Genomic DNA, 21,251 nt, shown 5'->3' on the forward strand with positions numbered 1-21,251 from the left:
CCAACACAGGTGCCGTCGGCGCCTTCCCATCTGGAATCGATTGCGAAGAATGACCATGAACGATCAGAAATCCTTCAATGAAATCCCCACGCTGGATGTCGCGCCGCTGATCGCCGGCCCGCAGGACCCGGCGTATTCGGACTGCGTCCGGACACTGGCCGACGCCGCTCATCATGTGGGCTTCGCGCAACTGATCGGGCACGGCCTGGAGGGCAGGCAGGCGAGGCTGCTGGACGCGACCAGGCGGTTCTTCGCGCTGCCCGAGGCGGAAAAGATGCAGGTCTATATCGGCAACTCCGACAATCACCGGGGCTATGTGCCATTCGGCGAGGAAATCATGGCGTCCGGCATCCCGGACACCAAGGAAGCCTTCGACCTGTCCCTCGACCTGCCGCCGGAGCATCCCGCGGTCAAGGCCGGCACGCCGTTGCTCGGCCCCAATCAATGGCCACGGCTCGAAGGCTTCCGGGAGTCCGTGATGGACTACTACGATGCGGTCTTCGCGCTGGGCAAGGTGATCTTCCGCGCCTTCGCCGTGGGCCTGGGGCAGGACCCGGAGTTGTTCCTGCGCTATGTCAGCACGCCGCCGTCCCAGTTGCGCCTGCTGCACTACCCCAACAACGAGGATGCGGTCGACCGACCGGGGATCGGCGAGCATACCGATTACGAATGCTTCACCCTGCTGAAGCCGACTGCGCCCGGACTGGAGGTGTTCAATACGGATGGCGAATGGATTTCCGTACCCTACGACCCCGATGCACTGGTGCTGAACATCGGCGACCTGCTGGAGCTGTGGACCAATGGCTACTATGTCGCCACCAGCCACAGGGTGCGCAAGGTCAGGCAGGAGCGCTATGCATTCCCGCTGTTCTTCACCGTGGACTACCACACGGAGGTCGCGCCCCTGGAGGCCTTCAAGGACGCCGCGGGTAGCGATAACGCCAGGGCGGTGGTTTCCGGCGAGCACCTCAGGGCGCAGACGATGCAGAGCTTCCGCTATATGCTTGAACGCCTCCAGCGCGGCGAGGCGAGCCTGCCAACGGATGCCCTGCCTTACTATTCACTGGGGCGGGAGGCCGAGACCCTAGAACCCCAGCGTAGCCGATAGCTGTATCTGGCGCGGATCGCCCACGGCGACGTAATACTGGTTGACCGCCGAAGGATAGTACTGGCGGTCGAACAGGTTCTTCACATTGAGCTGCAGGCCCAGGTCATGTGCGCCGATGCGGGTATCGTAGGCGATAAAGGCATCGGCCACGGTGTAGGACGGCAGTTCGAAGGAGTCGGCGGCGTCGCCGGCGCGCTTGCCGACGTAGCGGGCGCCACTGCCCAGGCGCAGGCCGTCGCCACCGAGCACTGGGCCGGCATCGTAGACCAGCGACAGCGAGGCGACGTTCTTCGCTACGTTCTGCACAGGGTTGCCCTTGTACTGCGGGTCCTTGCTCACTTGCGCATCCAGCCAGGCGTAGCTGCCGATCAGGCTCCAGCGTTCGCCGAGCTGACCGCTGATATCCAGCTCCAGGCCGCGGGAGTCGACCTTGCCGGCGGCGCGGCGGAAGGTGTCGCCATTGCTGTCGGTGTCGGTGACCATCACGTTGCGTTTCTCGATATCGAACAGCGCCAGGGTGGCAGTGAAACGCTCCGCCATGGCCAGCTTGCCGCCGATCTCCCAGGATTTGCCTTCCTCCGGCGCGATGGAGGCGTCGACCACACTTATCCCGGCCAGGGGCGCGATGCTGGAGTTGGGCTTGAACGACTCGGAATAGCTGGCGTACAGCGAGGCCTGTTCGCTGATTTTGTAGACCACGCCCGCGCGCGGCACCCAGGTCTGGCCATTGAGGTTGGTGTTGACATCGAATGGCCGGCCACGCCCGGCGTACTGGTCATAGATCATGTAGCGGCCGCCGGCGACCAGGATCCATCGTTCGTTCAGGTGCCAGGAGTCCTGCAGGAAGATCGAATCGGTGCGCAGCAGGTCGGTCTGGTCGCTGGCCCCAGGGTCGGCTACCGACGAGGGCTGTGCGGTGCCATAGAGCGGGTCGTTGTAGTCGAGCAGATTGTTGCCGCCACGGATCAGGTCGGCGCGGTAGATCTTGCGCTTCTCGCTGTCGATACCGAGCACCAGTTCGTGGCGGAAACCACCGAACTCCACGTCGCCAAGCAGGCTGGCGGTGGCGAAGCTGTCGCTACTGATGGCGCCATGGGTACCGTCGATACGGCGGGTCACGCGGCCTGTATCGGTGTTCACGGCGGTTACGCGAGCCTGGTTGTCGTCATAGGTTTCGCGACTCCAGCCGTAGGCGAAGTTCGCCTTCCAGGCATCGTCGAGCTGGTGCTCGACGGCGAAGCGCCAGAGGTCGGAGCGGCCTTCGGTGATGTTGAGGGTATCGTCCAGGCGGCGGGTATAGGGGATGTCCAATGGCTTCATGGTCGTGGGATTCAGCGCCGTGCCACGGTCGAAGGGGGTTTCGAACTCCCGGTGCTCATAGGACAGGCTGGCCGTGGTGCGCTCGCCGTACCAGGCCAGTGAGGGCGCCACCAGGGTCTGGCGGTACTGGCCGAATTCGCGCCAGTACTCGTTGTCGTCGTGGTCGAGGATCAGCCGGTAGGCCAGGCCGCTGTCGGCCAGGGCACCGGTGCTGTCCAGCGTGCCGCCTGCGCCCTGCTTGCCGTGGGCATAGGCGGAGGTGCGCACGGTGATTTCGTTGCGCTGCTGCAACTGTGGCTTCTTGCTCACCACGTTGACCACGCCACCCGGATCCTGGATGCCATAGAGCAGCGACGCCGGCCCCTTGAGCACTTCCACACGCTCGGCGCTGGCGCCCAGGTTGCGCCCAAGTACCGAGGGCAGGCCGTCGCGCATGATCGAGCCATCGCGGTTGTCACCGAAGCCACGTTTCAACACCGCGTCCTGGGTGCTGCCGAGGGTATTGGCCTGGGTGATGCCGCTGACATTGTTCAGCGCATCGTCGAGGTTGCGCGGCTGCTGGTCGCGCAGCACCTGCTCGGGGACCACGTTGATCGTCTGCGGGACTTCCAGGGCGCTGGCGCTGCCACGGGTGATCGCGGCGTTGGCCGGAGGCTGGTAGGCGTTGCGGCGGCTGGACTCGATGTAGGTGGAGTTCAGCTCCAGGCTGTTCGCGGCGGCCAGCACGTAGCTGCCATCGGCCTGGCGCTGCGCACTGAGGCCGTGCCCGCGCAGTAGCGCTTCCAGGCCGGCGTCGGCGGCGTAATCGCCGCTCAGGCCGGGACCGCTGCGGCCATCGGTCAGCGCGGCGTTGCCGACCAGCACGATGCCGGCCTGTTCGGCGAACTGCGCCAGTTGCGCGGTCAGCGTGCCGGCGGCGATGGCATAGTGGCGCTGGTTGTCCGCGAAGCCACCCGGGCTGTGCAACAGCCCGCCACAGGCCAGGGTGATCGCCAGCGCCAATGGGCGCAGGGGAAGGGAAGTTCGGGTGCTCATGCTCGGTCTCCGTGGGGAAGCACTGTGGTTTTCCTCTACACCGAACGAGCGCCGCGAAAGGGGAACCACAGGAGCAGCCGCAAGCTGCAAGCCATAAGTTGGAAGCGATGCCCCGAGTGGGATTGTCGGAACCAGTTGACGATTTTCCCGCGTGAATTGACTCGGTTAGCGTGACGATGCCGAGTATCGGCTTCGGGCAGGGCGCGCCGCGCACCTGGGCGGAGAAGCCGGTGCGCATGGCGCACCCTGCGGCGGTCTTGGCCCGTGAACCGGTTCTCAGGCCGCTTCGATACTGACCCACCAGGGCATGACGCGGCGGATACGCACCGGCAGCGCCAGTGGCAGCATGTCCAGGGCGCGCTCGGTGTCCGCCAGGGGAAAGCTGCCGACCACCCGCAGCGCGGCGACTTCCGGGCTGCAGCCCAGGTAGCCATGGCGGTGGCGGCCCAGTTCCTCGACGAAGCGCTGCAGCGATACGCCTTCGGCCACGTAGACGCCCTTGCTCCAGGAGCGCCGGGCGGCTTCCACTGGCAGAGGCGGGCCGAGCGGGCCGCTGGCGGAGAAGGTCAACTGGCGGCCCTGTTCGAGCCGCGCCCTGGCGCCCGCACCGTTCAGGATATCGACCGTGCCGCTGAATACGCTGACACAGAGCCCGCCTGCCTGATGGCACAGGCCAAAGGTGGCGCCTTCGCCCGCGACCTCGCCATGGCGGGTCGTCACCCGCAGCGGGCCACGCGGATCACGGCTCGCTTCCAGCAGCAGTTCGCCGGTGCGCAGGTGCAGCAGGCGCTGCCGTGGTCCGTAGTCGATATCGAGGGCGGACAGGGTGTTCAGCCAGGCCCGGCTGCCGTCGGCCAGGGCCAGTTCGCGGCGTTCGCCGGTGCCGGTGGCGTAGTCGGTGGTCAACGCGGCCAGATGGTCGGCCAATGGTGTGTCACGCAATGTGCGCCAGCCGGCCAGGCCGGCGACCGCCAATACTCCGAGCGAGAGCAATGCGCGGCGTCTGCCGATAGACGCCATATCCGGTGCCCGCAGGGCGTCGTAGGCCGGTTTGCGGTGGCTTTCCTCGCGGAACGGCTCGAAGCGCTCTCCGACCTTTTCCACCACACTCCAGGCCTTGCGGTGTGCCGGGTCCTGCTCCAGCCAGCGGCGCCAGGCGGCGCGCTGCGATTCGTCGACTGTCTCGTCGCAGAGCAGCGCATACCAGTCGGCGGCCTGTTTCAGGTGCCGGTAATGGGTGTCGGTCACCGTCAGGACTCCGTCGCACTGTATAGCCCGGCTTCCAGCAGCGCGCATTGCAGCATGACGCGGGCCATGTACTTCTTCACCATGCGCTCGGAGATGTCCAGCCGTGCGGCGATCTCGCGATAGCCGTAGCCGTGGATCTGCGCCAGCAGGAAGACCGTGCGCGCCTTCTCCGGCAGGCTGCGCAGCATGGTGTCGATCTCGCACAGCGCCTCGGCCAGTATCGCCTGGCGTTCGGCCGAGGCGGCGAAGGATTCGGGTTGTGCCGCCAGGGTCTCCAGCCAGGCCCGTTCGATGTTGCGGCGGCGCCAGCGGTCGATGGACAGGCCCCGCGCCACCGTGCACAGGAAGGCCCGCGCATCGCTATCGCTGGCGAAGCGGCGCGGCTTGAGCAGCAGGCGCAGGAAACTGTCGTGGGAGATATCGTCGGCTTCCTGCGAACAGCCGAGCCGTCTGGCCAGCCAGGCTTTCAACCACGGGTGATGGTTCGCGTACAGCGTCTCTATCGGCTGCGGGTCGTTGAGTGACATGCGGGCTCGTGATGGGAAGGCGACGATGGTCGATAATGGAGATAGAGAATATTTCTCATTACCTTCCCGGGCAATAGGTAGTTCGTAGCGGCTGCAAGAACCTGCTCACGACCTCACGAGCCAAGGCCGCCGCCGGGTGTGCATGGCTCACCCGACGGCGATATTTCATCGCCGAGACGCGTTATCGCAGGCAGCTTTCCAGTGCGCCGGCCAGGCTTTCCAGCAACTGCTCATAGCCATTGGTGGAAACCGGGATAGCGGCGCCAAGGGCGTCCAGTTCGGCCAGCTTCACCGGCAGGCCGGCGCTCAGGGTCTGTGCCAGGCGGGGCTGCAACGGTGGTTCGCTGAATACGCAACTCGGGCCGGCCTGTTTCAACCGTTCGCGCATCTGCGCTACATGCCGGGCCCCCGGTTGCACGTCGGCGCTGATGCTGAACACCCCGGCATGCGCCAGTCCGTAGGCACTCTCGAAATAGCCGTAGGTGTCGTGGAAGACGAAGTATGGCTTGCCGGCCAGGGAAGCGAGCCGTCCGCGCAGGTCCCGCTCGAGGCTGTCCAGGCGGGCGGAGAAGGCTTTGGCGTTATCCCTGTAGCGCTGTGCGTGGTCCGGGTCGAGGCTGGCGAGGTCGCTGGCGATACGCTGGGCGATGACGCGGGCATTGGCCGGTTGCAGCCACAGATGGGCATCGAGCGAGCCGGGACGGTGATCATGGTCGTGGTCATGGTCCTGCTTGACGTCGTCATCGTGAGGGTGATCATCATTGTGCTCATGCTCATGCTCATGCTCATGCTCATGCTCATGCTCATGCTCATGCTCATCGCCGTAATGGCGCAGGGACAGGCCCGGCAGGCTCTGCACGGCCAGGCTCGTGCCGCTACGGCCCTCCAGGGGTTTGCCGAGGAAGTTCTCCAGGTCCGGCCCGATCCAGTACAGCAGGTCGGCCTCGCGCAGGCGGCGGATATCGGAAGGGCGCAGGGCATAGTGGTGCGGCGAGGCGCCGGGCGGCAGCAGGACGTCCGGTTTGCCGGTATCGCCCTGGACGGCGGCGGCAATCAGTTGCAGGGGCTTGATACTGGTCAGTAGCTGGACTTCGGCACGCACCTGGGTGGCGGCGGCCAGCAGGCATAGCAGGATGATCGAGGAACGCACGATAGGTCTTCCTGAATGGAGAAAGTGCTACAGAATAACGTATAGATAGGAATGTCGCTCGATACCTTGTGGAAATCAGAGTGATCGCGCCTCCTGTTGCAGCGCGCCGAAAACAGCCGAAAAGAGTGCTGGAGGCTGTGCGGAAGCGCGTGGCGGCGAAGGTTTGCGTCCAGTTTCCAGCCTCCAGCGCTCTTTTCGGCTCTGCGCAGTGCATAGCGCAAGTCTCCGAACGTATAGACTCGCGGAGTCGCCCGTTCATTTCGAATCGGTAATCCATCTGCCGAGTCTTTGCCCTGTGCGGGCTGTCTGAACGGTCGTGGGGCAAATTCCAGCGAGGACAGCAGCTTGAGCGAACGAGACAGCCAGGTTCCATGCAATGACAGCGACCCGCTGGTCGCTGCCGTCGCCAACTGTTCCAGGGAGCCGATCCATATACCTGGCAGCATCCAGCCGCATGGTTTCCTGCTGGTGCTCGACAGCCCGTCCCTGGCGATACTCCAGGCCAGCGAGAATGTCGTCGACTGGCTGGGTGCGCCTGCTGATTGTCTTGCCGGGGCGCGGCTGGTCGATCTGTGCGAGGCCGGTGCCGTGGTGGAGCGGGCATTGTCCTTGCTCGGGCCCGCAGAGCCGGCGCCACGGCACCTTGCCGATCTGCGCCTGGCGAGGCCGGATGATGGCCGTGAGCGCGATATCGCGGTTACCGCCCATGTCACGGCGGGGCTGGTGATCGTCGAATTCGAAGAGGTCGACGGCGATGCCGCGGCCAATGGCGATTTTTACCCGTTGCTCGCTACCTTCATCGGTCGCTTGCAGGATGCCGCGGACACCGAGCAGCTATGCCGCCTGGCCATCGGGGAAATCAAGCGCCTGAGCGGTTTCGGCCGGGTCAAGGCCTATGCCTTCGATGCCGATGGCAATGGCCAGGTGCTGGCCGAGCTGGCCGACCCCGGTTACTCCAGCTATCTCGGCCTGCACTTTCCCGCGTCGGATATTCCCCAACAGGCCCGGGCGCTCTATTGCGTCAACCGTATCCGGCTGATCGTCGATGCCGACTACCGGCCGTCGCCGCTGGTCCCGGCCTTGAACCCGAAAACCGCGCAGCCACTGGACCTGAGCCAGGCCGCCCTGCGCAGCGTATCGCCGGTGCATCTGCAATACATGCGCAATATGCGTACGCAGGCGTCCATGTCGATCTCCATCGTGGTCGGCGGCAGGCTATGGGGGTTGATCTCCTGCCACCATGTACAACCTCTCATCGTCGCGCCGCAGACGCGTGCCGTCTGCGAATTGCTGGGCCGCCTGCTGTCGTTGCAGATCGAGAGCCGTGAGTCGCGCGCCAGCGCCGAGCATATGCTGGCGTTGCGCCACTATGTATTCCAGTTGCTGTCGTCCATGTCCGACCACGACAGCGTGCAGCATGGGTTGCGCGAGCAAGCGCAGACCCTGCTGGATTTCATGGCCGCCGATGGTGCCGCGGTCATCGACGCCAGCGATTGCCAACTGTTCGGGCATACGCCAGCAGCGCCACAGGTCGAGGCGCTGGCGTACTGGCTGGCCGGGCGCCACGCCACGGAGCCGTTCCATAGCGATAATCTCGCGCGGGATATACCCGAGTTGCCGGAACTGGCCGATTCGGTGGCCGGGCTGCTGGCGGTTTCCATTTCACAAATCCATCCGCACTACCTGATCTGGTTCAAGAACGAATGCATCCGCACGGTGAACTGGGCCGGCAAGCCGGAAAAGTCCGTTGACGCGCATGGCAGCCTCGACCCGCGGCACAGTTTCGAGTGCTGGCAGGAAGTCCGCCGTGGCTACAGCACACCCTGGCACCCCCGTGAGCTGCAGGCCGTGCTCGAGTTGCGCAATGCGATACTCGGCATCGTGCTGCGCAAGGCCGAGGCAATGGCGCAGTTGGCCGGTGACCTGAGCAAAAGCAACAAGGAGCTGGAAGCCTTTTCCTATAGTGTTTCCCACGATCTGCGCGCGCCGTTGCGGCATATCGCCGGCTACGCCGAATTGCTGGAGGAGTTCGAGGGGGAGCGCCTGAGTGAGCGCGGCCGGCGTTTCATCGACAATATCGCCGATGCCGCCCGGTTCGCTGGTAGCCTGGTGGACAGTCTGCTGAGCTTCTCGCAGATGGGCAGGGCCGCGCTGCACCCGGTCACGGTGGATATGCAAGGCCTGCTGGGGGCCGTCCTGCATGAGATGCAACCGGAGATCGAGGGGCGAGCGATCACCTGGAACATTGGCGAGCTGCCGGTCGTGCATGCCGATGCTGTGTATCTGCACCAGGTATTGCGCAATCTGCTTTCCAATGCGCTCAAATACAGCCGTGGACGGAACCCCGCCGTCATCGAGATCGGTGCCGAGCAGTCGTCCGGTTGCACGCAGGTATTCGTCAGGGATAATGGCGTCGGTTTCGATATGCAGTATGTCGACAAGCTGTTCAACGTCTTCCAGCGTTTGCACCGTATGGAAGATTTCGAGGGTACGGGCATCGGCCTGGCCAATGTCCGTCGTATCATCGAGCGCCATGACGGTCGCGTCTGGGCAAAGGCGGCGCCGGACGAAGGTGCTACCTTCTATTTCACACTGCCGGACCCAAGGCAGGAAATCTGAGTCGGAACCGAATACATATGCTCAAGCCCATTCTTCTGGTCGAGGACAACCCACGGGACCTGGAGCTGACCCTGGTTGCGCTGGAACGCAGCCAACTGGCCCACGATGTCATCGTGCTGCGTGATGGCGTCGAGGCGCTCGACTACCTGTTGCGCAGGGGCGAATACGCGTTGCGCGCGGAAGGGAACCCCGCCGTGCTGCTGCTGGACCTCAAGCTGCCGAGGATCGATGGCCTGGAAGTGTTGCGGCAGGTTCGCGAGTGCGCCGGCCTGCGCAGCATTCCGGTGGTCATGCTGACTTCGTCCAGGGAGGAGGTCGACCTGCAGTGCGCCTATGAACTGGGGGTGAACGCCTACGTGGTCAAGCCGGTCGAGTTCAAGGCCTTCGTTGCGGCGATCGCCGATCTCGGCGTTTTCTGGGCCGTTCTCAATGAACCGCCTCCCGGCTCGTTACGCCTGCAGCGCAGGGCGCTGGAAGCGGAGGGCATGGGCCGGTGAAGGCGATGTCGCTGTTGTTTTCCAGGGCAGCTCAACCATGCCTCTGAAATCCTTCACCCTGCTGCTGGTCGAGGATAGCCGCCATGATGCCGAGCTGGCCCTGCTGATGTTCGAGCGCCATGGCCTGGACGTGCGGGCTACGCTGGTCCACGACCACCGTGGCGCGGAGCGCGAGCTGCAGCAGGGCAGCTTCGACCTGATTGTCTGCGATTACCTGTTGCCCGGCTCTTCCGGTGCGCAGGCGCTGGAAGTGGCCCAGCGGCTGGCGCCGAAAACCCCGCTGATTTTCCTGTCCGGCGTGTTGGGCGAACAGCATGCGGTGGAAATGGTGCGGCGCGGCGCTGTCGACTATGTGCTCAAGCAGAATCTCGACTTCCTGCCCAAGGCCGTGACCCGGGCGTTGGCCGAGCAGCATGAGCGACGCCAGCGGCAGCGGGCCGAGGCGGCATTGCAGCAAGTCGAGTTGCGCGCGCAACTGGCGATCGATGCGGCCCGCCTGGGCATGTGGGACTACCTGCCGCAGAGCGGTCGGCTGCTCTGGGACGAGCGTTGCAAGGCACTGTACGAGCTGGCCCCGGAGGACACTGTCGACCTCGATTATTTCCTGCGGCGCTGCCTGCCCGAGGACCTGCCGGAGTTGCGGCGCAAGCTCGACCTGGCGCTGAGCGACGAAGGCTACGAGTATCACGTCGAGCACCGCGTGCGCCTCAAGGATGGTGGGTTGCGCTGGTTGTCCAGCCGTGGCCGGTCGTTTTTCGAGGCCGGCGAATGCGTGCGCTTCACTGGCGTATTGCAGGACATCACCCGGGAAAAGCTGGCCTCCGAAGCCCTGCAGAGACTCAATGACCGGCTGGGGGAACGGGTCGAGCAGCGCACCCGCGAGCGCGACAGGACCTGGGATCTGTCGCGCGACCTGTTGTGCGTGATGCGTATGGATACCTGCCCGATCAATCTCAATCCCGCGTGGACAAGCACACTCGGCTATGCGCCGGAGCAACTGTTCCAGCGTCCCCTGCTCGAACTGATTCACCCGGATGACCAGGCCGCCACGGATCGTGAGATCGTGAGACTGTCCCGCGGCCAGATCAGCCAGCGTTTCGTCAACCGCATGCGCGATGCCGCAGGGGGTTACCACTGGTTGTCCTGGACCGTGGTGCCGGATGCCGGCCTGCTGTATGGCGTGGCGCGCGACATCACCAGCGAGCGGGCGGTGATGGAGGAGCTGGCGGCCACCAACCGGCGCTTGCTGGAACAGATCGAGGAACGCCAACGGGTCGAGGCCACCCTGCAGCAGATGCAGCGCCTGGAAGCCGTTGGGCAGCTCACGGCGGGGGTCGCCCATGATTTCAACAATCTGCTCACGGTGGTCCTGACCAGCGCCAGTTTTCTCGCCCGGGATCTGCAGCGCGGAGCGCTGGAGAAAAGCCAGGCACGCCTGCAGAACATCCGCGAAGCAGGGGAACGGGGGGCCAAGCTCACCACCCAGTTGCTGGCCTTCTCCCGGCGGCAAAGGCTGGTGCCCGAAGCGGTCAACCTCAACGACACCCTGGCGGAGATGCTGGCCCTGCTGCAGAGCACGCTGGGCGGCAGTATCCTGATCGAGACCTGTGTGGCGCCCGATCTCTGGCTGGCGCTGATCGACCCGACCCAGACCGAGCTGATCATCCTCAACCTGGCGATCAATGCCCGCGATGCCATGGCGGTCGGTGGCCGCCTGCGCCTGGTGACGGCCAACGAAAGGGTCGACAGCCCTGCCCTGCGCGCCGAGGAGCCGGAGCCTGGCGATTATGTGGTGCTTTCGGTGGAGGACTCCGGCAGTGGCATGAGCGACGAAGTGCGCTCCCGGGCCTTCGAACCCTTTTTCACCACCAAGGAGGTCGGTCGTGGCTCGGGGCTGGGGCTGGCCCAGGTATTCGGTTTCGCCAAGCAGTCCGGTGGTGGCGTACGGATTTCCACCGAGTTGGGGCGCGGCACCACGGTGAAGGTCTATCTGCCGCGTATGAGCGGAAATGTGCCGGTCCAGGCCAGGGTGGCGCCGAGTACGCCACAGGTGCATGAAGAGAATGAGGGTAGCCGCACCATTCTGTTGGTGGATGATGACGCCAGGGTTCGGGAAGTCACGGCTGCCATGCTGGGCAATCTGGGTTACCGGGTGCGGGAGGCGGCAAGCGCTTCGGCGGCCCTGGCCTGTATCGATGCGCAGGTCGATCTGCTGCTGGCGGATTTCGCCATGCCGGGCATGAGTGGCGCCGAACTGGCCGAGGTCGTGCGGCAACGCTACCCATCGCTGCCGATCGTTTTCATCAGCGGTTACGCCGAACTTGGCGCGCTGAAGGCCGAAGGTACGATCATCGTGCAGAAGCCTTTCCGCGATGATGAAATGGCGAGCAAGTTGCGCCAGGCGCTGGGCCTCTCCGGGCCGGTTCGGGCGCCCGTGACGTAGCCGTCGCCACGCAGCGGACAGGCTTCATGGGCGCGGGCTTGCCTGCGAAGTTTTCTTGCCCGGCGGCGCCCTATTCGTGGGCAGGCTCGCTCTATGGGGTTTCGGTGCGGGCCGCCGCCAGGCACTGGTCCAGCGCTTCCCGCCATTCCGGCAGGCGGATATTCCAGGTCCGTTGTAGCAGCGAGCAGTCCAGGCGCGAGTCCTGCGGGCGCTTGGCGGGGGTCGGGTAGTCCTTCGAGGGGATCGGCGTCAGGCGCGCGCGCAGCTTGCCCTCGGCCTGCAACCGCTCGGCGATCGCCTGGGCGAAGCCGTACCAGGAGGTTTCCCCGCTCGAGGTCAGGTGGAACAGGCCGAATGGCGCCGCCCGGCCATGGCGCCAGGCATCCACCCAGTGGGCGGTGGTGTCGGCGATGGTGCCGGCCCAGGTCGGTGCGCCGATCTGGTCGTTCACCACCGACAGGCTGTCGCGTTCCTGCAGCAGGCGCTGCATGGTCAGCAGGAAGTTCTTGCCGTGCCGCGCATAGACCCAACTGGTGCGCAGGATCAGGTGCTGGCCACCGACCGCCTGGATCGCCCGCTCGCCGGCCAGCTTGCTGGCGCCGTAGACTCCCAGGGGGTTGGTGCTGTCCTGCTCGTTATAAGGGCTTTGCTTGCGTCCGTCGAAGACATAGTCGGTCGAATAGTGGATCAGCGGCACGCCCAGCCGCGCCGCTTCCTCGGCGAGCACCCGCGGTCCCTCGGCATTGACGGCGAAGGCCAGTTCGCGCTGCTGCTCGGCGGCGTCCACGGCGGTATGGGCGGCGGCGTTGACGATCAGGTCGGGCTTCAGGGCCGCCACCTGCTGGCGAATGCTCTGCGGGTTGCCCAGGTCCAGCGCCTGCTGGCCCAGCGCATGGATGTCGCCCGCTGGCGCCAGCGCCCGTTGCAGCTCCCGCGAAACCTGGCCGCTGCGACCGGTGATAAGGATCTTCATGGGAACAGCTCGGCCTCGCCCAGTGGCAAGCCGACCTGGTCCTTGGCCGACAACTGCGGCTGGCCCTGCAACGGCCAGTCGATGCCCAGTCGCGGGTCGTTCCAGAGCAGGCAGCGTTCATGCTCGGGGGCGTAGTAGTCGGTGGTCTTGTAGAGGAACTCGGCGCTTTCGCTGAGGACCAGGAAGCCATGCGCGAAACCTTCCGGAACCCACATCTGGCGCTGGTTGGCCGCGCTCAGGTGGGCGCCGGCCCAACGACCGAAGGTGGCAGAGCCGCGGCGCAGATCGACCGCGACATCGAACACTTCGCCGGCGACGACCCGTACCAGTTTCCCCTGGGGCTGGCGGATCTGGTAGTGCAGACCGCGCAATACGCCACGGGCGGACTTCGAGTGGTTGTCCTGGACGAAGCTGCGGCGCAGCCCGGTGGTGTTCTCGAAGGCGGCGGCGTTGTAGCTTTCGTAGAAGAAGCCGCGCTCGTCGCCAAAGACCCTGGGTTCCAGGATAAGGACCTCGGGGATTGCGCTTGCCACGACCTTCATTGTTTTTCTCCCGCCAGCTTGAACAGGTATTGCCCATAGCCGGTCTTGCCCAGCGCCTTGGCATGGTCCAACAGTTGTGCGTGGTCGATCCAGCCGTTCTGGTAGGCGATTTCCTCCAGGCAGGCCACTTTCAGGCCCTGGCGGTGTTCGATGGTCTGCACGTACTGCGAGGCTTCCAGCAGGCTGTCGTGGGTGCCGGTGTCGAGCCAGGCGAAGCCGCGGCCGAAGCGCTCGACATGCAGGTCGCCGCGCGCGAGGTAGGCATTATTGACATCGGTGATCTCCAGTTCGCCGCGTGGCGAGGGCTCGATCGACTTGGCGATCCCGATCACGTCGTTGTCGTAGAAATACAGGCCGGTCACCGCGTAGCTGGACTTCGGCTGCGCGGGTTTTTCCTCGATGGAGCGGGCCTTGCCGGCTTCGTCGAAGTCCACCACGCCGAAGCGTTCCGGGTCCTTGACCCAGTAGCCGAACACGGTCGCGCCTTTCCCGTTGGCGGCGGCCCGCTGCAGCTTTTCGGTGAAATGCTGGCCGTGGAAGATGTTGTCGCCGAGGATCAGGCACACCGAGTCGTCGCCGATGAACGTCTCGCCGATCAGGAAGGCCTGGGCCAGGCCATCCGGCGAGGGCTGCTCGGCATAGCTGAAGCGAACGCCGAACTGGCTGCCGTCGCCCAGCAGGTTGCGGTATTGCGGCAGGTCATGGGGCGTGGAGATCACCAGGATGTCGCGAATGCCGGCGAGCATCAGCACCGAGATCGGGTAGTAGGCCATCGGCTTGTCGTAGATCGGCAGCAATTGCTTGGATACGCCAAGGGTGATGGGATGCAAACGGGTACCGGAGCCACCGGCCAGCAGGATGCCTTTCATCGATCCGTCTCCAGTGCGCCGAGGCGCTCGCGTCGGTAGCTGCCGTCCTGCACGTGGCGGCACCAGTCGAGGTTGTCCAGGTACCACTGCACGGTCTTGCGCAGGCCGCTGTGGAAGGTTTCGCGGGGCGTCCAGCCCAGTTCGCGCTCGATCTTGCCGGCGTCGATGGCGTAGCGCTGGTCATGGCCGGGGCGGTCCTTGACGAAGGTAATCAGCGCTTCATAACGCTCGATACCGGCCGGTTTGCCTGGCGCCAGCTCTTCGAGCAGGGCGCAGATGGCGCGTACCACGTCGATGTTCTTCTGCTCATTGTGCCCGCCGATGTTGTAGGTCTCGCCCACTTGGCCGTGTGTCACTACTTCCAGCAGCGCCCGCGCATGGTCCTCGACGAACAGCCAGTCGCGGATCTGCGAGCCGTCGCCATAGACCGGCAGCGGCTTGCCTTCCAGCGCGTTGAGGATGACCAGCGGGATCAGCTTTTCCGGGAAGTGGTAGGGGCCGTAGTTGTTCGAGCAGTTGGTCACCAGGGTCGGCAGGCCATAGGTGCGCTGCCAGGCGCGTACCAGGTGGTCGGAGGCCGCCTTGCTCGCCGAGTAGGGCGAGCTGGGCGCGTAGGGCGTGGTTTCCAGGAACAGCTCGTCCACACCGTGCAGGTCGCCGTACACCTCGTCGGTGGAAATATGGTGGAAGCGGAAGGCCTCGCGCCGCTCTGCCGGCAGGCCGCTCCAGTAGGCGCGGGTGGCCTCCAGCAACTGGTAGGTGCCGACGATATTGGTCTCGATGAACGCGGCCGGGCCGTCGATGGAGCGGTCGACGTGGGATTCGGCGGCCAGGTGCATGATGGCGTCGGGCTGGAACTCCGCCAGGGCGCGGCCGACCGCCTGGCGGTCGGCGATGTCGGCCTGCAGGAAGCGGTAACGTGGGTCGTTATCGATGCCGGCCAGGGATTCGAGGTTGCCGGCGTAGGTCAGTTTGTCCAGGTTGAGGACTTCGTGCCGGGTATCGCCGATCAGGTGGCGAATCAGCGCCGAGCCGATGAAGCCGGCGCCGCCGGTGACGAGTATGCGCATGGATATCAGGTTCCTTTGGGTGGCGGAAGGATAACGGCAAAGCGCCGAAAAGAGCGCTGGAGGCTGGACGAAAGAGCGTGGCAACCGGTGTTTTTCGTCCGGCTTTCCAGCCTCCAGCGCTTTTATCGAAGCCGCTTTGCGGTGAATAACGGTATAGCGCAATGGCCCTGAAGGATAGGGTTTGGCTATTGGTGTGGTGCGCCGCGCGCACCTAATCGGGGGGCGCACCCTATGGCGACCCTGGCACGTGCGGCGGTCATGGTTTTTCGGTCAGTCGGGCTTGCTGGTAGAGCCAGTCGCGCAACTGCCCGGACAGTTCGTCACTGGCCTGGCCGAAGCTGGCGACGACCGCCTCCACTTGCGTGCCGTCGCTGGGCTGGCGGACTTCGAAGCGCCGGCTGGCGAGGATACGTTGGCTGCTGGCCTGTACCAGGTGGCTATCCAGGCGGATGCGTACCTGCGGCAGGCCATCGATATATTCGCTCTGGAAGGCGCGCAGGTCGCTGACCAGCTCCAGGTCGGCGTGCAGGCCGGCATCCTCGTGGCTGACTGACGGGAAGCGGCTGTCCTGTTGGAGGTTTTCCACCAGTCGGTCACGCAACAGCGTCGGTACGGCGTCCGCCCAGCGTGCGCCCCGGTAGCTGCTGATCTGGTTGCCCTCCGGCACGACGGCGATACGCGCGCTGGAGAACAGCCGGTTGGCCTCCGGGGTAACGATGCGCAGGGCCTGCGATAGCGCCGGTTGCCCGGCCGGGGCCGGCCCGAGTGTGCTGGCCGGCAACAGGTGCAGGCGGATCGGCTCCGCCTCCGGCAGGACCGAACAGGCCGAGAGCAGGGCGGTTGCCAGGATCAGGCCGGGAAGCATGGCTTTCATGGGGTGAACTCCTGAATCTGTTCGCGTCCGAGCAGGAAGGCGCCCGGGTTGTCTTCCAGGCGCTGGGTAACCCGGCGCAGGGCGCCGAGGGTGGTGCGCAGCTCGTTGATGGCTGGCCCCAGGCCGTTGAAGCCCTGCATGCCATTGCCCAGGGCGTCCTGGTTTTCCGCCAGCAGCGCATCGAGGCGTGCGGTGACCCGCCCCAGGGCCTGCAGCGACTGCCCGGCGTTTTCCAGCAGGCCACGACCCTGCTGGTCGAGCAGACCATTGGTATTGCGCGCCAGCAGGGTGATCTCTTCCAGCGCCGTGCCGGTCTGCTGGCCCAACTGGTTGAACTGTTGCAGTGCTTCGGCGATATCGCCGCGCTGCTCGGAGAGCACGCTGGTGGCTTGCTCCAGGTGTGCCAGGGTCTGGCTGATATTGCGCGTGTTCTCCTTCGAGAACAGTTGGTTGGCGTTGCCCAGCAGGCCGTTGATGTTGGTCAGCAGGTCTTGGCCATTCTCCAGCAATGCGCTCAGCGGCGACGGATCGGCGATGATCACCGGCGGATCGTTGCGTTCGCCCCTGAGCAGGGGGCTGCCGGGGCTGCCGCCATGCAACTGGATGACCATGCTGCCGGTGATGTTGGCCAGCGCCAGGCGCGCGCGGGTGTCCTGCTTGACCGGCGTATCGCCGTAGAGGCGGACGCGCGCGCGCACCTTGTTCGGATCGTCCGGCTCCAGCCACAGCCGTTCCACGTCGCCGACCTTGATGCCGCTGTACTCCACCGGGCTGCCACTGGACAGACCACTGACATCGCGGCTGAAGCTGACTTCGTAGTACTGGTATTCGCGGTCCATGCTGGACTTGCCCAGCCACAGGGCGAACAGCAGCGCACAGCCCACCGCGATCACGGTGAACAGACCTATCAGTACATGATGGGCTCGGGTTTCCATCTCATTTCTCCTGCACAGCGGCGGCCTGTTGCGCCGCGCGGCCACGGGGGCCGTGGAAGTAATCGCGAATCCAGGGGTCGTCGGTCGCCTCCACCACCTCGAGGCGATCGGCCACCAGCACGCGCTTCTGCGACAGCACGGCGACCCGGTCGCAGATGGTATAGAGGGTATCCAGGTCGTGGGTCACCAGGAACACGGCGAAACCCAGCGCATCGCGCAGGGTCAGGATCAACTGGTCGAATGCGGCGGCGCCGATCGGGTCCAGCCCGGCGGTCGGCTCGTCGAGGAACAGCACCTCGGGGTCCAGCGCCAGCGCCCGGGCCAGCGCGGCGCGCTTGACCATGCCGCCGGACAGTTCGTCCGGGTACTTGCTGGCAGCGTTCGCCGGCAGCCCGGCCAGGGCCAGCTTCTGCCGCGCCAGATGCTCGGCGTCGGCGCGCTTGAGGCCGATGTGCTCGATCAACGGCAGCGCGACGTTTTCCTGCAGGTTAAGCGAGGTGAACAGGGCACCACGCTGGAACAGCACGCCGAAACGCCGCTCGACCTGCGAGCGCTGGCGGTCGTTCAGGTTGCCGAGGTCCTGGCCGAACACCCGTATCTGCCCGGCATTGGGACGGCGCAGGCCGACGATGCTGCGCAGCAGCACCGACTTGCCGGTGCCGGAACCGCCGACCACGCCGAGGATTTCCCCATGGCGGATATCCAGGTCGAGGTTGTCGTGCACGGTCTGCCGGCCGAAGCGGTTGACCAGCCCGCGCACCTGGATCAGCGGTTCGTCGCTCGTCACCAGTCCATCTCCATGAAGAACAGCGCGGCGATGGCATCCAGCAGGATCACCATGAAGATCGACTGCACCACGCTGGAGGTGGTGTGTTCGCCGACCGACTGGGCGCTGCCGGAGACCTTGAAGCCTTCCAGGCAACCGATCACCGCGATCAGGAAGGCGAATACCGGCGCCTTGCCGATGCCGACCAGGAAGTGGCTGACGGTGATGTCGCGCTGCAGGATGCCGAGGAACATCGCCGGTGAGATATCCAGTGCCAGGGCGCACACCGCCAGGCCGCCGAGGATGCCGCTGAGCATGCCGATGAAGGTCAGGATCGGCAGCGTGATCAGCATCGCCAGTACCCGCGGTAGCACCAGCAGCTCGATCGGGCTGAGGCCCAGGGTGCGGATGGCGTCGATTTCCTCGTTGGCCTTCATCGAGCCGATCTGCGCGGTGAAGGCGCTGGCGGTGCGACCGGCCAGCAGGATGGCGGCGAGCAGCACGCCGAATTCGCGCAGGAAGGAAAAAGCCACCAGGTTGACGGTATAGACGCTGGCGCCGAACTCCTGCAGCACCGTGGCGCCGAGGAAGGCCACCACCGCGCCGACCAGGAAGGTCAGCAGCGCGACGATGGGGATGGCGTCCAGCCCGGTCTGCTCGATATGCGCCACCAGCGAGGTGATGCGCCAGCGCCGGGGGCGCGGCAGGTTGGCCAGCAGCGTCTGCAGGGTCAGCCCCATGAAACCGAGCAGGTCGCGCTGCTGCCGCCAGATGGTTTCCATGGTCTGGCCGATATGTGCCAGCACTTCGGTGAGGGCGAACGGGCGCGGCGGCTCTGTCTCTTCCGGGGCCTGCATGGCGTTCGCCAGGGTGCGCAACAGTGCGGCGCGAGCCTGTGGCAGGTCGCCTGCCCAAGTGTTCAGGGTGGCGATGCGCTGCTGGCCGAGCAACTCCACCAGCAGGCCGGCACCGGCGGTATCCAGTTCGCCGAGGGCATCCAGGTCGATTCGCCAGTCTTCGCCGATCTGCGCGTGCTGGCGCGCCACCGCCTGCTTGAGCGCCGGGTAGTGCGCCAGCGTCCAGTCGCCAGCGATACGCAGCGTGGCGGGCTGCGTATCGGTCTGCGTGTGCAGGCTTCCTGGGGTCGGTTGCATCGCTATCCTGTGTTCCTGCCGGGTCGTATTAGGAATACCGCTCGTCGGCGGCACAGGAGGGAAATCCTAGCAGGTTGGCTGGACGGGATCGCAGTTTAAATGATCTCTTTCGGTATGCGTATTTTCAGTTAATACACAACTTATTACATTTCCCTGTCACTTGGCTTCTGTAACATACGCGCCACCGCAGAAGTGCATTGCCGTGCTCCTGATCCGGTCGTTCAATGCGCTGAGTAACAAGAAGAATTTCCAGACGCAAGAACTTCCTTACCGGCCCCTCGGAACGAGATGGGCCAGAACGAGAAGATACCCGCAGAGGATTCTTGTGAAACAGACTGCCATCCGTTTTTCCACTCGAGCTACGCTCTACGCCAGTTATATCACCCTGCTCGTACTGCTCCTGATTGTCGCGGGGATGTCCCTCTATGCGCTTTCCAAGGCGGACAAGGCCTTCTCCGGCTACGTCCAGGGGCCTGGAAAGCGTGCGATGCTCGCCAGCCAGTTGGATGCGGCGGTGAAGGACCGGGCCGTGGCCCTGCGCAACCTGGTCCTGATCGCCGATGTCCAGGCCCGTGCGGGCCAGCAGTCGGTGATCGATGCGGCCGATCGTATGGTCATTGCAAGGCTCGATCAATGGCGCCAGTCCATCCACGACGATACGGATGTGGGTGGCGGGGCGAGGGAGCTGTTCGCCAGTGTGGAAAGCATAGAGAAGCGCTACGCGCCGGTCGCCCGGAAGATCGCCGAGCATGTGCTGGCGGGGGAGGACGACACGGCCATTCGCATGATCGCCGAGCAATGCACGCCCCTGCTGCAGGAACTGACAGTCGCCATCGATGGTTACCAGAAGTTTATCGCCCAGCAGGCCGCCGAGCGCATCGAAGTCAATACGGCGGATTATCGTGCCCAGCGCAATCTGCTGGTGCTGGTCATCGCCATATCCGTCCTGTTTGCCGTCGTCCTGGGGCAATCGATTACCCGTCGTCTGCTGAGGGCCCTTGGCGCCGAGCCGGATGACCTGAACCGTATCGCCAGGCAGGTGGCCGATGGCGATCTGCGCCACTCGGACTCCGGCAACGTCCGGGCCGACAGCGTACTCGGCTCCTTGCGCAACATGCAGCGCAACCTTCGGGAAATGGCGTTGCGCATCAGCGCTTCATCCCAGTCCGTGGCCACATCCAGCCAGGCCTTGAGCGGGCAGACACAGCAGAGTCTGGATGGCGTCGCCAACTCTCTGCTCGAGATCGAGCAGATCGTCACCGCCATCCACGAAATGGCCGCCACGGTCCAGGACGTGGCGCGCAGCGCCGAAACGGCGGCGGCCGCCGCCGATGAAGCGGACCACGAGGCTCGGCAAAGCCAGGACAAGACCGTCCACGCGGTTTCGCTGATCGATGGGCTGGCCAGGGACATCGATCACTCGGCGGATGCCATGCAGCGCCTGAAGGCTGAAAGCAGCAATATCGGCACGGTGCTCGACGTGATCAAGTCGGTGGCCGACCAGACCAACCTGCTGGCGCTCAATGCGGCCATCGAGGCGGCTCGCGCCGGAGAGGCCGGGCGCGGTTTCGCGGTGGTCGCCGACGAAGTGCGTAACCTGGCTCGTCGTACCCGTGACGCTACCTCGGAAATCGAGGGCCTGATAATCAGCCTGCAACGTATCGCCGATGAAAGCGCCCAGTCCATGCAGAATTGCCAGGCCTCCAGCGAGCAGGCGGTATCGAGCAGTTCGCAGGTCGGTGACGCCGTCCTGCGGATCGTCGACATGATCGAGCGGATCAATGGCATGAATCAGCAGATCGCCGCGGCGGCGGAGCAGCAGAGCGCCGTTGCCGAGCAGATCAGCCAGAACATTATTGCGGTGCGCGACAATGCCTCCCAGGCTGGCGATGCCATGCGCCACTGCTATCAGGAAAGCGATGGGCTGGCCAGGACCAGCGAAGCCTTGAAGGAAGATATCGCCAGGTTCCAGCTCTGACAGGCGGACAATGGCCGTAGATACCGTCTTGGCCCTCACCGAGCAAGTGCCAATTCGGGGTTAAAGGGCACACCGGATTTCAGCACGCCATAAACGATGCACAGGAGCTTGCGCATCGCCGCGCAGATGATCTGTTTACCGGT

General features: G+C 64.9%; 17 protein-coding genes and 1 pseudogene. 5 read left to right on the forward strand and 13 right to left on the reverse strand.

Annotated features, from left to right (window positions below; translation table 11 throughout):
* The first annotated feature begins 55 nt into the window (after positions 1 to 55).
* Entirely contained in the window at positions 56 to 1,108 is a 1,053-nt protein-coding gene (locus tag DNJ95_RS10235; RefSeq protein WP_242671938.1) for an isopenicillin N synthase family dioxygenase, read from the forward strand.
* On the opposite strand, the gene DNJ95_RS10240 is transcribed toward DNJ95_RS10235, so the two are convergent.
* The 4 genes from DNJ95_RS10240 to znuA form a co-directional block, all read right to left on the reverse strand.
* Complete coding sequence (locus DNJ95_RS10240) at positions 1,085 to 3,463, reverse strand: TonB-dependent siderophore receptor (protein ID WP_131184629.1); 2,379 nt, start codon at positions 3,461 to 3,463, stop codon at positions 1,085 to 1,087. The two genes, DNJ95_RS10235 and DNJ95_RS10240, sit on opposite strands and share 24 nt — an antisense overlap.
* A gap of 276 nt (positions 3,464 to 3,739) precedes the next feature.
* A complete protein-coding gene (locus DNJ95_RS10245; RefSeq protein ID WP_165491603.1) occupies positions 3,740 to 4,711 on the reverse strand; it encodes a FecR domain-containing protein in 972 nt (323 codons plus the stop codon).
* Between the two features lie 2 nt (positions 4,712 to 4,713).
* Positions 4,714 to 5,238 (reverse strand): sigma-70 family RNA polymerase sigma factor, encoded by a 525-nt coding sequence (locus tag DNJ95_RS10250; protein WP_131184631.1) that lies wholly within the window; start codon positions 5,236 to 5,238, stop codon positions 4,714 to 4,716.
* Positions 5,239 to 5,419: 181 nt separating this feature from the next.
* Complete coding sequence (znuA, locus tag DNJ95_RS10255; RefSeq protein WP_242671937.1) at positions 5,420 to 6,388, reverse strand: zinc ABC transporter substrate-binding protein ZnuA; 969 nt, start codon at positions 6,386 to 6,388, stop codon at positions 5,420 to 5,422.
* Positions 6,389 to 6,733: 345 nt separating this feature from the next.
* On the opposite strand from znuA, the gene DNJ95_RS10260 reads away from it, so the two are divergent.
* From DNJ95_RS10260 to DNJ95_RS10270, 3 genes are read left to right on the forward strand one after another with little or no spacing between them, the layout of a single operon-like run.
* Positions 6,734 to 9,007 (forward strand): ATP-binding protein, encoded by a 2,274-nt coding sequence (locus tag DNJ95_RS10260; protein WP_131184632.1) that lies wholly within the window; start codon positions 6,734 to 6,736, stop codon positions 9,005 to 9,007.
* Positions 9,008 to 9,024: 17 nt separating this feature from the next.
* The gene (locus DNJ95_RS10265) at positions 9,025 to 9,504 is read left to right on the forward strand and encodes a response regulator (RefSeq protein WP_131184633.1); all 480 of its coding nucleotides are present in this window, start codon (positions 9,025 to 9,027) and stop codon (positions 9,502 to 9,504) included.
* Positions 9,505 to 9,541: 37 nt separating this feature from the next.
* On the forward strand, positions 9,542 to 11,947 hold the full coding sequence (locus DNJ95_RS10270) for a response regulator (protein ID WP_131184634.1): 2,406 nt from the start codon (positions 9,542 to 9,544) through the stop codon (positions 11,945 to 11,947).
* A 91-nt stretch (positions 11,948 to 12,038) separates the two neighbouring features.
* On the opposite strand, the gene rfbD is transcribed toward DNJ95_RS10270, so the two are convergent.
* The 8 genes from rfbD to DNJ95_RS10310 form a co-directional block, all read right to left on the reverse strand.
* On the reverse strand, positions 12,039 to 12,920 hold the full coding sequence (gene rfbD, locus DNJ95_RS10275; RefSeq protein ID WP_131184635.1) for a dTDP-4-dehydrorhamnose reductase: 882 nt from the start codon (positions 12,918 to 12,920) through the stop codon (positions 12,039 to 12,041).
* On the reverse strand, positions 12,917 to 13,462 hold the full coding sequence (rfbC, locus tag DNJ95_RS10280) for a dTDP-4-dehydrorhamnose 3,5-epimerase (RefSeq protein WP_131184636.1): 546 nt from the start codon (positions 13,460 to 13,462) through the stop codon (positions 12,917 to 12,919). Before rfbC ends, rfbD begins: the two co-directional genes overlap by 4 nt.
* Entirely contained in the window at positions 13,459 to 14,331 is an 873-nt protein-coding gene (gene rfbA, locus DNJ95_RS10285; RefSeq protein WP_131184637.1) for a glucose-1-phosphate thymidylyltransferase RfbA, read from the reverse strand. The genes rfbC and rfbA overlap by 4 nt, the downstream gene beginning before the upstream one ends.
* A complete protein-coding gene (gene rfbB / locus DNJ95_RS10290) occupies positions 14,328 to 15,401 on the reverse strand; it encodes a dTDP-glucose 4,6-dehydratase (protein ID WP_131184638.1) in 1,074 nt (357 codons plus the stop codon). Before rfbB ends, rfbA begins: the two co-directional genes overlap by 4 nt.
* Positions 15,402 to 15,657: 256 nt before the next feature.
* Positions 15,658 to 16,275, reverse strand: a complete 618-nt coding sequence (locus tag DNJ95_RS10295; RefSeq protein ID WP_131184639.1) for an ABC-type transport auxiliary lipoprotein family protein — start codon at positions 16,273 to 16,275, stop codon at positions 15,658 to 15,660.
* The gene (locus tag DNJ95_RS10300) at positions 16,272 to 17,210 is read right to left on the reverse strand and encodes an MlaD family protein (protein WP_131184640.1); all 939 of its coding nucleotides are present in this window, start codon (positions 17,208 to 17,210) and stop codon (positions 16,272 to 16,274) included. Before DNJ95_RS10300 ends, DNJ95_RS10295 begins: the two co-directional genes overlap by 4 nt.
* A 1-nt stretch (position 17,211) precedes the next feature.
* Positions 17,212 to 17,997 (reverse strand): ABC transporter ATP-binding protein, encoded by a 786-nt coding sequence (locus tag DNJ95_RS10305; RefSeq protein ID WP_131184641.1) that lies wholly within the window; start codon positions 17,995 to 17,997, stop codon positions 17,212 to 17,214.
* Positions 17,994 to 19,130: an ABC transporter permease gene (locus DNJ95_RS10310; protein ID WP_131184642.1), complete on the reverse strand. Its 1,137-nt coding sequence runs from the start codon at positions 19,128 to 19,130 to the stop codon at positions 17,994 to 17,996. Before DNJ95_RS10310 ends, DNJ95_RS10305 begins: the two co-directional genes overlap by 4 nt.
* Positions 19,131 to 19,455: 325 nt before the next feature.
* On the opposite strand from DNJ95_RS10310, the gene DNJ95_RS10315 reads away from it, so the two are divergent.
* On the forward strand, positions 19,456 to 21,108 hold the full coding sequence (locus tag DNJ95_RS10315; protein ID WP_131184643.1) for a methyl-accepting chemotaxis protein: 1,653 nt from the start codon (positions 19,456 to 19,458) through the stop codon (positions 21,106 to 21,108).
* Positions 21,109 to 21,143: 35 nt separating this feature from the next.
* Here the strand turns inward: DNJ95_RS10315 and DNJ95_RS19795 are convergent.
* Positions 21,144 to 21,251, reverse strand: a pseudogene (locus tag DNJ95_RS19795) (IS110 family transposase); the annotation flags it as partial.

This window comes from Stutzerimonas kirkiae (assembly GCF_004327335.1).
GTDB lineage: Bacteria > Pseudomonadota > Gammaproteobacteria > Pseudomonadales > Pseudomonadaceae > Stutzerimonas > Stutzerimonas kirkiae.

What these genes read in the sequence shown, in the direction of transcription:
- rfbB (WP_131184638.1), bottom strand. Translation starts at nt 15,401, where the DNA reads ATGCGCATACTCGTCACCGGCGGCGCCGGCTTCATCGGCTCGGCGCTG.
- DNJ95_RS10240 (WP_131184629.1), bottom strand. Translation starts at nt 3,463, where the DNA reads ATGAGCACCCGAACTTCCCTTCCCCTGCGCCCATTGGCGCTGGCGATC.
- rfbA (WP_131184637.1), bottom strand. Translation starts at nt 14,331, where the DNA reads ATGAAAGGCATCCTGCTGGCCGGTGGCTCCGGTACCCGTTTGCATCCC.
- rfbC (WP_131184636.1), bottom strand. Translation starts at nt 13,462, where the DNA reads ATGAAGGTCGTGGCAAGCGCAATCCCCGAGGTCCTTATCCTGGAACCC.
- DNJ95_RS10250 (WP_131184631.1), bottom strand. Translation starts at nt 5,238, where the DNA reads ATGTCACTCAACGACCCGCAGCCGATAGAGACGCTGTACGCGAACCAT.
- DNJ95_RS10300 (WP_131184640.1), bottom strand. Translation starts at nt 17,210, where the DNA reads ATGGAAACCCGAGCCCATCATGTACTGATAGGTCTGTTCACCGTGATC.
- rfbD (WP_131184635.1), bottom strand. Translation starts at nt 12,920, where the DNA reads ATGAAGATCCTTATCACCGGTCGCAGCGGCCAGGTTTCGCGGGAGCTG.
- DNJ95_RS10270 (WP_131184634.1), top strand. Translation starts at nt 9,542, where the DNA reads ATGCCTCTGAAATCCTTCACCCTGCTGCTGGTCGAGGATAGCCGCCAT.
- DNJ95_RS10235 (WP_242671938.1), top strand. Translation starts at nt 56, where the DNA reads ATGAACGATCAGAAATCCTTCAATGAAATCCCCACGCTGGATGTCGCG.
- DNJ95_RS10265 (WP_131184633.1), top strand. Translation starts at nt 9,025, where the DNA reads ATGCTCAAGCCCATTCTTCTGGTCGAGGACAACCCACGGGACCTGGAG.
- DNJ95_RS10295 (WP_131184639.1), bottom strand. Translation starts at nt 16,275, where the DNA reads ATGAAAGCCATGCTTCCCGGCCTGATCCTGGCAACCGCCCTGCTCTCG.
- DNJ95_RS10310 (WP_131184642.1), bottom strand. Translation starts at nt 19,130, where the DNA reads ATGCAACCGACCCCAGGAAGCCTGCACACGCAGACCGATACGCAGCCC.